The 12,798-nt window shown below is 50.4% G+C and carries 14 protein-coding genes; 1 reads left to right on the top strand and 13 read right to left on the bottom strand.

Annotation, left to right across the window (positions count from 1 at the left end; translation table 11 throughout):
- Positions 1 to 7: 7 nt before the first annotated feature.
- From ACWJJX_RS06530 to ACWJJX_RS06480, 11 genes are read right to left on the bottom strand one after another with little or no spacing between them, the layout of a single operon-like run.
- Positions 8 to 463: a dTDP-4-dehydrorhamnose 3,5-epimerase family protein gene (locus tag ACWJJX_RS06530; RefSeq protein ID WP_003150986.1), complete on the bottom strand. Its 456-nt coding sequence runs from the start codon at positions 461 to 463 to the stop codon at positions 8 to 10.
- Complete coding sequence (rfbD, locus tag ACWJJX_RS06525) at positions 460 to 1,308, bottom strand: dTDP-4-dehydrorhamnose reductase (protein ID WP_077723005.1); 849 nt, start codon at positions 1,306 to 1,308, stop codon at positions 460 to 462. Before rfbD ends, ACWJJX_RS06530 begins: the two co-directional genes overlap by 4 nt.
- 20 nt (positions 1,309 to 1,328) lie before the next feature.
- Complete coding sequence (gene rfbB / locus ACWJJX_RS06520; RefSeq protein WP_094247409.1) at positions 1,329 to 2,276, bottom strand: dTDP-glucose 4,6-dehydratase; 948 nt, start codon at positions 2,274 to 2,276, stop codon at positions 1,329 to 1,331.
- A gap of 2 nt (positions 2,277 to 2,278) precedes the next feature.
- Positions 2,279 to 3,016: a sugar phosphate nucleotidyltransferase gene (locus ACWJJX_RS06515; RefSeq protein WP_003150981.1), complete on the bottom strand. Its 738-nt coding sequence runs from the start codon at positions 3,014 to 3,016 to the stop codon at positions 2,279 to 2,281.
- 27 nt (positions 3,017 to 3,043) lie between these two features.
- On the bottom strand, positions 3,044 to 4,048 hold the full coding sequence (locus ACWJJX_RS06510; RefSeq protein ID WP_182069089.1) for a glycosyltransferase: 1,005 nt from the start codon (positions 4,046 to 4,048) through the stop codon (positions 3,044 to 3,046).
- Between the two features lies 1 nt (position 4,049).
- The gene (locus ACWJJX_RS06505) at positions 4,050 to 4,790 is read right to left on the bottom strand and encodes a cytidylyltransferase domain-containing protein (protein WP_182069091.1); all 741 of its coding nucleotides are present in this window, start codon (positions 4,788 to 4,790) and stop codon (positions 4,050 to 4,052) included.
- Positions 4,783 to 5,904, bottom strand: coding sequence for an N-acetylneuraminate synthase family protein (locus ACWJJX_RS06500; protein WP_024085936.1), 1,122 nt, complete (start codon positions 5,902 to 5,904; stop codon positions 4,783 to 4,785). Before ACWJJX_RS06500 ends, ACWJJX_RS06505 begins: the two co-directional genes overlap by 8 nt.
- Positions 5,904 to 6,767 (bottom strand): GNAT family N-acetyltransferase, encoded by an 864-nt coding sequence (locus ACWJJX_RS06495; RefSeq protein ID WP_173612939.1) that lies wholly within the window; start codon positions 6,765 to 6,767, stop codon positions 5,904 to 5,906. Before ACWJJX_RS06495 ends, ACWJJX_RS06500 begins: the two co-directional genes overlap by 1 nt.
- Entirely contained in the window at positions 6,768 to 7,937 is a 1,170-nt protein-coding gene (locus ACWJJX_RS06490) for a DegT/DnrJ/EryC1/StrS family aminotransferase (protein ID WP_166705909.1), read from the bottom strand.
- A 22-nt stretch (positions 7,938 to 7,959) separates the two neighbouring features.
- Complete coding sequence (locus ACWJJX_RS06485) at positions 7,960 to 9,384, bottom strand: capsular polysaccharide export protein, LipB/KpsS family (protein WP_326998273.1); 1,425 nt, start codon at positions 9,382 to 9,384, stop codon at positions 7,960 to 7,962.
- 4 nt (positions 9,385 to 9,388) lie between these two features.
- Positions 9,389 to 10,159: a glycosyltransferase family 2 protein gene (locus tag ACWJJX_RS06480; protein WP_024085938.1), complete on the bottom strand. Its 771-nt coding sequence runs from the start codon at positions 10,157 to 10,159 to the stop codon at positions 9,389 to 9,391.
- 280 nt (positions 10,160 to 10,439) lie between these two features.
- On the opposite strand from ACWJJX_RS06480, the gene gerQ reads away from it, so the two are divergent.
- Positions 10,440 to 10,985 carry a spore coat protein GerQ gene (gene gerQ, locus ACWJJX_RS06475; RefSeq protein WP_003150971.1) on the top strand — a complete coding sequence of 182 codons (546 nt, stop codon included), beginning with the start codon at positions 10,440 to 10,442 and terminating at the stop codon, positions 10,983 to 10,985.
- A 46-nt stretch (positions 10,986 to 11,031) separates the two neighbouring features.
- Here the strand turns inward: gerQ and ACWJJX_RS06470 are convergent, their stop codons facing one another.
- Entirely contained in the window at positions 11,032 to 11,403 is a 372-nt protein-coding gene (locus tag ACWJJX_RS06470; protein WP_003150969.1) for a DUF423 domain-containing protein, read from the bottom strand.
- A gap of 63 nt (positions 11,404 to 11,466) precedes the next feature.
- Positions 11,467 to 12,786, bottom strand: coding sequence for a purine/pyrimidine permease (locus tag ACWJJX_RS06465; RefSeq protein WP_003150968.1), 1,320 nt, complete (start codon positions 12,784 to 12,786; stop codon positions 11,467 to 11,469).
- Between the last annotated feature and the right edge of the window lie 12 nt (positions 12,787 to 12,798).

Raw genomic sequence — 12,798 nt, 5'->3', positions numbered from 1 at the left:
TTGTGCGCTACCGGTGAGCCGTCTGCCAGTCAAATCCGATGGTGTCATCATTCCACGGGATTCTTTTTTCGTCAGGCTGATCCGGATTGTAGGACATTGTCGTGAAATAAATAATGGTCAGCGGGGTTTCGCCCAGCACTCTGTACCCGTGTGCGACGCCTTTGGGAATGAGAAGGAGCATCGGATTGTCTTCTCCCATGTAGTAGACATCCGTTTCTCCCTTGGTTGCCGACTCTTCGCGAAGGTCATGCAGCACGACCTGGGCGTGGCCCGTCGGGAAAAACCACAGGTCATCCTGTTTCTCATGATAGTGAAACGCTTTAATGACGCCGGGATAGCTTTTGGACCAGGAAGCCTGCCCGAAACGCTCTAAGAGATGTTCATCGTCACGGACGAGTTCTGAGAAAAAACCCCGGTCATCGCTGTGTTTGATCAGCTTTTTAATTTTTACGCCTTCGATCACTTGCACTGTCCCTCCCTTTGTAAATAATCCTGCAGCGCTTCCCGCCAATGCCTCATGCCGAGCCCCTGCCGTTCAATCGACTCAAGGCTCAACACCGAGTAAGCGGGGCGCGGCGTCTCATTTCCGTATTCCTCCGTCGTGACGGGCAGCACGGCGGCGGTTCTGCCGCTTTCTTCAAAAATAGCCTTGGCAAATTCATACCAGCTGCACACTCCGCTGTTTGCGGCGTGGTACAAGCCCGGCGGCTTGTCAAACAGACCGATCACCGTTTCGGCTAAATCCTTTGTGTACGTCGGTGCGCCGACTTGATCGTTAACGACACGAACCTGATCATGTGTATCCGCAAGTTTCAGCATCGTATTGACAAAGTTGTGCCCGCCGCTGCCGTACACCCACGACGTTCTGATAATGGTGTGGTTTTTTCCCGTTAACCGGATCAGTTCTTCGCCGAGTTTTTTGCTTTTTCCGTAAATCGTGCCCGGATCTGCGGGATCATCGGTCTGGTATGGCCGTGTTCCTTTGCCGCTGAAGACATAATCGGTGCTGATGTGAATGAATTTCGCGCCGGTGTTTTCAGCCTCAAGCGCGGCATAATAAGCGCCGATTCCGTTTATTAAATACGCTTTGTCGAGCTCCGTTTCACATTTGTCAACGGAGGTGTATGCCGCCGTATTGACGACGATATCCGGCTTGTAATGGCTGAACGAGTGCCGCACCGAACGCTGGTCGGATATGTTCATCATCGCTTTTGTCAAGGCGATCACTTCATACCCTTCCCGCTTCAGCTGGCGGCATAACTCCCGCCCCAGCTGACCGGCCGCTCCGGTTACTAATACCTTCGTCAATCGGATCCCCTTCTTTCCGATTAGTCTTGGCTGTCTGTATACCAGCGAATGGTTCTTCTCATTCCTTCTTCAAATGTGACGTCCTGCCGCCATCCCAGCTCATTTTTCAGCTTTGAAGCATTGATGGCGTAACGGCGGTCATGCCCTTTTCTGTCTTCGACATGAGCAAACCGTTCCTCGACACCGAGCTCCTTCATGATAAATGACGCAAGCTCTTTATTCGTCCGTTCATTTCCTCCGCCGATATTGTAAATTTCGCCGAGTGTTCCTTTTTCCAGCACGAGCTTAATGGCGCGGCAATGATCTTCCGCAAACAGCCAGTCTCTGATCTGCATCCCGTCGCCGTACAGCGGAACCGGCGTGCCGTTTACGGCATGCCTGATAATGGTCGGAATCATTTTCTCGTGGTGCTGGTACGGCCCGTAATTGTTGCTGCATCTCGTAATGATGGCAGGAAGCTTATGGGTTTTCACATAAGACATGACAATCAGGTCTGAGCTTGCCTTGCTGGCGGAATACGGATTGTTCGGAGAAAGCGGCGTCGTCTCTGTAAAAGCGGGATCATCCGGTGCCAAATCTCCGTACACCTCATCTGTGGAAATGTGAATCAGCCTGCCGGCTTTTCCCTGTAACACCGCGTCCGCCAGTCGGTATGTGCCCATCACATTTGTTGTGATGAACGGCTCTGCCTGATTTATGCTTCTGTCCACATGGGATTCAGCCGCAAAATGAATGACAGCGTCATACATTTGGGAAAAGACTTTGTCAATGTCCTCTTTTTCAGAAATGTCACCTTTGATAAAACGGAAACGGCCGTTCTTTTTTAAGGCTTCTATTTCAAGCGGCCTGCTTGCATACGTGAGATTATCCAGGACGGTAATCTGCGCATCTGTTTCTTTCAGCATCATCTTTGTGAAGGTAAGGCCGATAAATCCGGCGCCCCCTGTAATTAAATATGATTTTGGCATGATTAATGCTCCTGTCCTTTCTGTAATGCCTGATGCGCCAGGCTTCCGGCGAGATAGAGCGATTCATGCGTGCCCGCATCCACCCACCAGCCCGTTAACACATCATACGTCAGCTCACTGTGTTCAATGTATAAATTATTGACATCCGTAATTTCCAGTTCGCCGCGTTTTGAAGGAGAAATTTGTTCAATATAAGAAAACACTTCTGCGTCGTACATGTAGATCCCCGTGACGCATAGTCTGGTCGGCGGCTGCTCCGGCTTTTCAATGATCGACTTGATCCGTTTGTTTTCCTCATCAATCTCGGCGATGCCGAAGCGCTCCGGATCGTCAACTTCTTTCAGCAGCACTTTCGCTCCTTTTCCCTGCTTTGCGAAACGCTCCGTATAAGGTTTTAATGAATCTTCAAAAATATTATCTCCCAAAAGCAGAACGAACGGATCGCGCCCGGTAAACCGCTTTGCGTATGATAAACCGTCGGAAATGCCGGATGCGGCTGGCTGAACCTGATATGTGATTGAGACGCCGAGCTCTTCTCCGGTTTCGAGAAGTTTATGAAATTGCGGAATATATTCTTTTTGCGTAATCAGCAAGATATCCGTAATCCCCGCTTCTTCCAGCTTCATGATCGACCAGTAAATCATCGGATATGGACCGACAGGGAGTAAATGCTTATTGACCGCTTTTGTCAGCGGCATAAGGCGTGAGCCGGTGCCTCCGGCTAAGATAACACCTTTCACATGAACACTTCCTTACGTGTGGTTTTATCACAAATCATAAAGAATCGCCGCCGCCCGTTTAATGCCCCTGCCGTCAACCAGCGGCTTTCCGTTCTGATGAAGCCCGAGCCGTCTCGGATAATCAGCAGCCAGCTCAGACATATGCCGAGCGAGCACGTCCGCCGCGGTGTGTTCTCCCAGGCCGAGATGAACGGCGGCCTCTCGTGCGGCGAATTTTTCCGCCGTCTCAGTTTGATGCTCCACTTGAGAAAGAACGATGCAGGGCACACCTGTACAAATGGTCTCATATAAGGTGATCCCGCCGGACACGATGGCCATATCAGCCCTCGTGAGAAGCGCGGCCATGTCATTTGTCTGCCTTACCATCTCGGCATAAGGCATTTGTGTGAGATGCGCGCGCACGTCATCAGCATGAGGCGCGGCGCCGCCCATGACGATGATCACTCGTTTCCGCTGAATGCCGGGGATGCGGCGGCATGCTTCCATCACTTTAAAGACAAGCTTCTTCGGGTCGCTTCCTCCTAAAGAGACCAATATGGTCCGGCATTCTTTATTCAGCTGATAAAGCTGTTTGGCTTTTTCAAAACCCGGATGAAGAATCATATAATCCGGGCCTTCATATACCGCGGCGCTGCCCATTTGAACCGTCCGGCTTTTCAGCCCGCCGTAAATGCCGTTTATAACGGCATCGCATAAATGAATGACATGTTCCCTCTTTTCTTCAAATAAGACGATACGAGCCGATGAATGCTTTTTGATTTCCTCCAGCCAGTCACACGGCATATCGAGCAGATCGAATATGAGAAGGTCGGGAGCCCGCCTGTTTATTTCCCGGACAATAAATTCCTTCTGTCCCTTGTCAGGCTTGATGATCACTTCCCATTGATCAGATGACAGATAAGAAGAAGCCTCTTTATTTGTGTAGAACGTTATTGAGCAATTGTTCTTAATGGCACCGGCAAGCAGCTTCATCCGAACCGCGTGCCCCATGCCGATGTCACGGCCCCCGTCCGCGAAAATCAAAACCCGCACGCTAATCAGCCTCTTTTTGCCGGATCATTTGATTAATGGCCCTGAGCTCCGGATCACGATTCAGCAGATGGATCAATTCTTTTGCCGGAATATCAGGACGCGAGCCCGCTTTTACGTACAGCTCGCGGGCCAGCCTGTAGTCCTCTTCTGTATCGACGGTCATCCGCAAGTGAGGAGCCCGGAGTTCCTGCGGGGGCTCAGGAAAGAGAAGCCGGTACCTCTCAGGAGATTCTCTTATCAAAAGGGTGACATGCTCCTGATATTTGTCCGCCAGCGTTTTGTCCGCATTGATCTCCGTTAAAAGGCGCGCGTTCACCGCCTCGCCGCCGATCCCGAGCGGTGTACCGCAGATATACGTGTAGTCTGCGTGCTGATCTAAATGCGATTGAATCAGAAAATCAAGCAGCGAAGGGTCGACAAACGGGTTATCCCCCGTCAGTCTGACTGCGATGTCCGGTTTTACTTGTTCGATGACTTGTGCAAACCGGTCAAGCACACGCTGTTCGCTGCCGCGGTGCACACGGTAGCGGTTGCTGAGGCAGTACGCAGACAGAATGTCGTCGGTCTTGCTGTCAGACACGGCGACGATCAGATTATCCCGTGATTGATCGTAAAACGCGCTTTGCCGAACCCTTTTGACAATCATATCGAGGATCGTATACCCGCCGATCGGTTTCAGCACTTTGCCGGGAAGACGCCCGCTTCCCATCCGCGCCTGAATGATAAACAAAATGTCAGTCATCATATGGGCTGCCTTTCGTCAAAAGGTCATCCCAAGTGATGCCCGTGTCGGCGGGGATATCCCTGACCGCACGCGCGCCGTCAGTTAAAAGCTCAAAATATCTCGGGTGAAGCCCCTGCGGTTTTTGGCCGGGACGAAGGACGGCAAGGTTTTCCGCCGTAAAACATTCGCCTTTTTGAATCGGCGCTGTTGAAAAAATGCCTCTGTAAGCGAACCTTCTGATATCCCCTTCAATCGGTGTCGTCGTTTTATGGGAACTTCCCGACAGCACTTCCGGCACCGGAGCGTGATGCCCCTGCCGCAGCTCCGCTTCAACTGAGCGGATCGCCGCAACCATTTCTTTTAATTCATCCGGATTGAGGGCGAAGGAGTGATCAGCACCGGGCAGGTTTTTATCGATCGTAAAATGCTTTTCAATCAGTTTCGCTCCGAGCCTGACAGCCGCGCACGGCACATCATACGGATGGGCGCTGTGATCGGAGAAACCGATCACTGCATCCGGGAATGCGGCGGCAAGCATGGGAATGACGCTCAGATTGCTGTATTCAGGCGGTGCGGGATATTTCGCCACACAATGCATGATCGCAATTTCTTTGTTCCCCTCGCCGGTAATGGTTTGATAAGCCTCCTGAATATCTGAAATATCAGCGCCCGCGGTGGAGAAGATAATCGGGGTCTTCAGCCCCGCGACATATTTCAATAACGGCAGATGGTTCAGCTCGTAGGAGGCGATTTTAAAAGCTGAAGGGGAAGTCGCATACAGTAAGTCGGCAGAGCCTTCGTCACATACCGTGCTTAAAAACAGCACGCCTTTTTTCTTACAATATTCAAGCAGCGGTTCGATCCACTCAGCGGGCATTTCCATTGATTGCACCAAAGAAAAAATAGAGACGTTTTTTCCCGCAGCGGTTTTGTATAAGCCGGGGTCTTTCTGATACATTTTGTCAGCCTGAAACATTTGGAACTTGACCGCGTCCGCGCCGGCCTCACTGGCCGCATCTATCAATTCAAACGCCTGGCTCAGTTTTCCGTCATGATTAATTCCGGCTTCGGCGATGATGAATACGGGCGAACCTTCGCCGATTGACTTCGTTCCGATTTTGCATGATGCCATCAGTCCGCCTCCTTCCCGGGCCACACATGATAGTAATAATAGGACGCATCCGCTTTAAATCCCATTCTTTCATACAGGCGGATGGCTCTTACATTGTGGAGCTGCGTTCCCGCTGATACAGTCTTATGCTGAAAACGCAATGATTGTTCAATCACGTGCGCCGCTAAATGGTATCCCGCTCCTTTTCCTTCAAAGCCCGGCTTTACCGCCATCAGATCAAGGACGAATTCATCGCCTTTAGACAGCCCCTGAACAAAGCCCGCGGTCTCTCCCTTATATTTGGCGAGGAATTGTAACGAAGCTCTTCCTTCCGCGTTATTCCGCGCCCACTCTTCAAACAGGCGGTTTGCACTTTCATAGCTGAGATGGGGGTCCTGATAATACCTGCTTTTTGTAAAGGCGTCGCGGGCCAGCCGGCTGATCGCTTCCGTGTCGCCGGGTCCGGCTTCTGTAATCTCAAACGGCGGCGTGCTGTTATATACACGCACCGGACTGACGAGCTTGAGAAGACTCCCTACAAAATAAGCGTTCGGAAGCTGCTGCACGACCTGCATCGCGCCGATATCTTCAGCCGGTATTTTAATAAATATAAAATCAGTGCCGTCCGCCCGCCTTGCCGCGTAAAATTCCTGAAACAGCCTTTTGAGCTGTCCGGTGCTGTTTGCGGCTGCAAGCTTCACATTGATGATATTTTTTCGGAACAATTGACTTTCCCACGAAGAGTTTTCATATAAAATCACGCCTTGAAGGCTGTTTTCTTCCAATAAACAGAGCGACGATTCATAGGCTTCCGGATGAATGCCCTTCTGATGCAGGAAGGCATGAATCATGTCCTGCGCAAGATTTTCCCTCAGTCTGTACACCTAATCAGCCCCTTTGACGATATCCGTAACGGCTGCAATGACGTATTCAACGTCATCATCTGTCATTGACGGATAAAGAGGGAGTGATACGGTGCGGTGATAATACGCGGCCGCGGCCGGAAAATCAGTTTCCTTATATCCGTACGTTTTTTGATAATACGGATGGAACGGAACCGGAATAAAATGCACACTTGTGCCGATATTATATTGGTCTTTCAAAGCGGAAATCAGATCGTTCCGGCTGATCCCGGCCTCCTGCTCCTCTATTTGAAGAACATACAGATGCCATGCATGCCGCCCGTCATCACTGACATACGGGACGGTCAGCCCTTTCATGTCTCTGAAAGCGTCCTGGTAGCGGCTTGCAATGTCAGCCCTTCTTTGCTGCATGCTGTCAATCCGTTTCAGCTGATGAAGCCCAAGCGCTGCCTGAAGATCAAACATATTCATTTTATAGCCGGGCGTTTCGACCTCGTAGTACCAGCTTCCGTTTGAAGAATAGCGGTTCCACGCGCCTTTGCTCATGCCGTGAAGGCTGAGCACCCTGATCTGATCGGCAAGCCCGTCATCGTCCGTCGTCAGCATGCCGCCTTCACCGGTTGCCAGGTTTTTTGTCGCGTAGAAGCTGAATGCCGTCGCATCACCGATTGATCCGATCATTTTCTGTTTATAAGTGGTATACACGGCATGTGCGGCATCCTCTAAGACAAATAACTGATGCTTTTCGGCAATGGCCAGAATCTGATCCATATCACACGACTGGCCGGCGAAATGAACGGGTACAATCGCTTTTGTCCGCGGGGTGACGGCCGCCTCAATTTTTTCAGGGTCTGCATTCAGCGTAAGCGGATCGATGTCAACAAACACCGGAACGGCGCCTGTGTGCACGATTGTATTGGCTGTTGAACTGAACGTCACGGCAGACGTGATGACCTCGTCACCGGGACCGATCCCTTTCGCTTTCAGGGCCAAAAACAAAGCGGCGGTACATGAGTTCAGCGCGATCGCGTGCTTTGCCCCCGTCCAGGCGGCAAAGGCTTTTTCAAACGCCTCTACTTTCGGTCCCTTTGAAAGCCAGCCCGATTCAAGCGTATCAATAACCTCCTGAATTTCGTCCTTCCCGATCATGGGCAATGAATAGGGAAGAAAAGCTGATCTTTTTTGCACCATTTTTTTTGCGCTCCTATCTTTTTTATGAAGGGTCAACCCGTCTGAAGCTGACTCCGGTTTTTTCCTGAAGCACTTGACATAAAGCGGCAAGCGAATCCTGAACCGGGTAGTTCGCGGCGACAAAAGCACGGCGCGCCTGTTCCGCTTTTTGATATGCTGCGGGGCTTTCGCATATCCGGATTAATTCCTGAGCGAGTGCCTGCGGGTCCTCAAAGACAAATTCTCCAAGTGAATGATAATAAGGGTATCGGCGGGTTCCCGCTGATTTTCCGATCAGCACGGGCTTTTGAAACAGCATCGCTTCAAGACCGACCGTTGATGTCTGTGTCACCGCAGCGTCAACATACGGGAGAATATCATACAGCTCCATCTCTTTTTTGATGATTTTGCCTGCTTTATATTTCCGCAGCACCTGATTGTAAGCATCCAGCTTGTTTTTGCCGATTTCCCACGGATGAGGTTTAATAATGAGCTGCATGTTCTTTTGGCCGGCAAGCTCTTCAAGCACTCCCGTATAAAATTCATCAGAAAACGGCTGCGTGGCGATCAGCACCGTCCGCTGTGACGGGAGAAAAGAAAGTTTGCGGTAAAACATGTCCCGATCTATCGGCTCTCTTGAGAAAATCTCGTCGAAACGGGGATGCCCCGTGATGATGATTTGTTCCTCCCTGCAGCCTTTTGCTTTATACCACTCCGCTTCATAAGCCCCGAATACGGCCTGATAGTCCGTAAATACGGGCAGAAACGCTTCATCTCCCATGAGCGCTCCGTGCTGCAGACAGATGCTGACGGCGTTTTTTTTCGCGGACATCAGCGCCAGCACACGGCTGTAAATATCCTCCGTCGTGCCGACTACAACGGCGGAAATCTTCTCGGCCGTAAACAAAATATCAACGGCGTCAATCGCTTCAATAAATAACGGGATGTCTTTATACAAACGTTCCTGAAATTCTCTGTTTCCGAAAGCGGGATGGCTGTGAAGCTCTTTCAAAATGGAATGGGCTTTTTCAATATAAGGGACGGGGTTCCCTTTTTGTCCCATTTCCGTCAGCTCCAATTTGCAGATAACGGGCAGCCCATGATGGTCAGGCAGACTCCACCTGGCCAGTACCGCTGTTTTTGCCGGATCAAACTGCCGGTAATTTCCCTCGGTGAACCGAAGATGATCGAAATGCAGAATGACTTTTCCGTTTACCGGTTTCTCATCTGTTTTCTTAATGTTTTGCCTTTTTTGATCATAATAAGGCTGAATACCGGCTTCAGGAATATGCTGATCCGCCGGACCGAAAAGCTCTGGGTTCTGCTCCATGCTCTCCCGAAGCGCCGGACTGATATATTGATAAAAATTACTGATCAATGCGAGCGGGATGTCTTTGTAGCGAAGTGACTGAAAAAGGTCAATATACTGCCGGTACAGCACCCAATAATTCGCTAAGTATGCCGACAAGCCCTCACCCCTTTCCAAGCTTTTTTAATGATTCCCTCAGCTCCCGGCACGTGGTCTGCTGCGGAAGGCTGTTCACAAACTCGTTTTTCTCCGCCGCGAAAAGCTGATAATGGATGGATTGATCGGTAATATAATTGATATCAAGCTCCTCAGAAATCGGGTAAAACGGATAAAAATGATTCACTCTCCAAAAGAAACGGGCGTCACCGATACGGTAAAACGCGGGGCTTTCATCCCAATAGGAACCGAATGCCGATTTGACCTGTTCCAGCACGGAAAACCGGTGCATGACCGAACAATGGTCAATGGCGCACGGCGCGTTCCACACGATCCGTTCGGCGGGCCTGGCCGTCTCCTTCACCGTCTCTTTCCGCTGATTCAGATGATAGGTTTTGGAACTTGAATACACGACGGCTTTTTCCGGGTCTTCATCAAGCTCTTTCACCATTTTCTCAAGCCGTTCCGGCACATACGTGTTGTCGTCGGTCGCATACGTCACGTACTCGCCCTCCGCCATTTCTATTGCCTGATTAATCAAAGCGGCGTAGCGTGTTTTTTCCGTTCTTTCTTTGACGCCCGATACATCGCTTTGATAAAACCGGACGCGGTCATCCGTGAGAAAAGGACGTATTTCCGCCAATGTCTCTTCATTTGAGTTGTCATCCATAATGAACAGTTCAAAGTCTGTAAACGTCTGAGACAGAATACTTTTAATAGAGCGGGCCACATAGTCACTTTTGTTATAGCTCGTCATGATCACTGACACTTTAGGCAACTCGTCACCCCCTTTTCGCACCTGAAACTACCGCTATCATATGTTCCTTATGCGGAAGATGCGCTAGGAATACAGACTATTATGTGAAAAGTCAGCATTGCGCGCACAAAAAAAGCCGGCTCTGATATCCGGAAACATTGGATCGTATTTTCTTTTTTCGCATAAATCTTTCTTTGGGCTCATATGGTGGAATAGATAAAAACAGCAGCCGCTCTGTCGGCTGTCTGATACTTGTCAGGAGGTTTCAGCATCAAGAGGTTTTCATCAAAGGAGGAACAATATGAAACCGAAAAAGAATCAATATCAGCAAATGCAGGGGATGGGGATGGGAATGGATATGCAAGGATTCCAGCCGCAGCTCGGGCCTAATCCTTATCCGCAGCCTCAGGGCCAAGGATCACAAATGATGCCGATGCAGCAGCAAATGACAATGCCGATGCAGCAAGGCCAGCAGGGCTTCGGCGGGGGGTTCCCCGGCCAGCCGCAGCAGCAGGGCGGCGGCAGCTTTCAAATCCCGTCAGGTCCATCATCGTCACAAAACGTTCCCGGCATGCTGCCGATTGAAGAGTCATACATTGAAAATATTCTGCGGTTGAACCGGGGCAAAACGGCGACGATTTATATGACATTTGAAAACAGCAAAGAATGGAATTCAAAGATTTTCCGCGGTGTGATTGAGGCGGCGGGACGTGACCATATCATCATCAGCGATCCGAAAACGGGCACCCGCTATCTGCTTCTGACCATTTACCTTGATTACATCACGTTTGATGAGGAAATCGCTTATACTTATCCGTACTCCATGTCTTCTTATTCTCCGAGATAAATCAAAAAGCCAATCGCTCACTTGACAGAGGATTGGCTTTTTTTCTTTATAAATATTTGACGGCCGCGACGATAATCATAATCCAAGAGATGATAAACGCCACGCCGCCGAGCGGTGTAATCGCGCCGAGAATGGAAATCTGCGTCACGCTCAATACGTACAGGCTTCCTGAAAACAGAACGATTCCCGCAAACATCAGCCAGCCCGCAACAGAAACACTGCCTGCGCCAGAAAGCTTTTCGGCCAAAAACGCGACAGCCAGAAGACCGAGCGCGTGATACATATGATATTGCACGCCTGTGTGCCACACCTGCAAATATTTATCGGGGATTTTCCCTTCAAGCCCATGCGCGCCGAAAGCGCCCAGCGCCACGGCCAATAAAGCGTTAATCGCACCAAGAATAATAAACACTTTCATCTATTTTTCTCCCGCCTTTTCGTTAAAGTTTCCAATTCAATCATAACCCAACATCGGCAAAATTCAACGTCCGTCATCCGATGACACGAGATTGTCGGATTTTTTCTTTTTGATAAGCTGGATTCGGTCAATCGCTATCGCCAGCAGCGTCCCGAGCACAAGGCCGTTGCTTAAGAGCGAAATCAGGATCGGATGCATCCCTGATAACGCGCTCTCCGGCACAAACATTACGCCGACCCCCGTGAGGAGCGCCAGACCGATAATGGAGCGGATTCGTTTTTGCTCCGCTTTCTCATAAGAGTCAAACTCTGTAAAGGCAAGACCCGCCATCGTGGAGAAAACGACGAAGTTTACCGCAAAGCCGACCGGTGAGGGCAGACTCGCAAACGCATTCATAAATAGCGGGATCATACTGATGATCATGACAAATACACTTCCCAAAAGAAACGGCTTTTTCGAAGGAAGCTTCGTCGTCTCAATAAAACCGGCCGCCCCTGAAATCGGCACAGGCGCAATGCCCCCTGACAGCCCGCTCAAAAGGTGGCTGATCGAAGCCGCAAACCCTGCCGGACGCTCACGCCGTTTCCCAACGGTGCCGCCGAATTTTTTCACCGCCGCTTCTACAACCCGGATGCTCGCGAGCATGTTGACAATCAAAAGCACGGTAATGAAGAGTGACGTAATGATCAAGCCGCTGTCAAACACGGGTTTTCCAAACGGAAAAAGAACCGGCAGCTGAATCACGCGATCCGGTATCTGAATCGGTTTGGCAGCGCCGAAGACGGCGAATAAGATCCATCCGCCGGCAAGCGAAAGGAGAATCGCATACTGTCTTAAGAACGTAACATTCGATCGGGACATGATGAACATCGCCGCCGTCACAACCATGGCGAGCCCGAATACAAGGCCGTCGACGCTGTTTTTTAAATAGCCGATGCCCAAAAGGCCTTTCACAATCGGCTGACTCAGCTGCATGACCAACAGCAGCAGATACACACCGGTCACAACCGGCGTAAACAGCACGGCCAGCCGTTCAATCACTTTAAAAAGGCTGAACAAAAAGAAAAAGACAGCGCTTAATAACAGCGCCCCCTGCAGCGCCCGCAGCGTCTCGCCGAATGTCGCAAACACCGTGCCCGTCAGTCCGCCGTAAATCGTGTATACGCCCCACCATAAGCCTGCCGGGCTTTCATTAATCGGCAGACGATGTCCCTGGAGACATTGGATGACCGCAGCGACGCCAAGCACAAAAAATGTGCTCTGAATCAATGCGGCAGAATCGGCATGGTTCAAGTGAAATGATTGTGCGATGGCGACAGGAACTACAATCGCAGCCGCAATCATAAATGCCGTCCATTGCAAACCCCCGAGTATCAGTTTCAAGTCAATCAACCT

The organism is Bacillus sp. YH3-2-B2, from assembly GCF_053663335.1.
The sequence above is the reverse complement of the archived record's forward strand: the minus strand, read 5'-3'. Positions and strand labels throughout refer to the sequence as shown.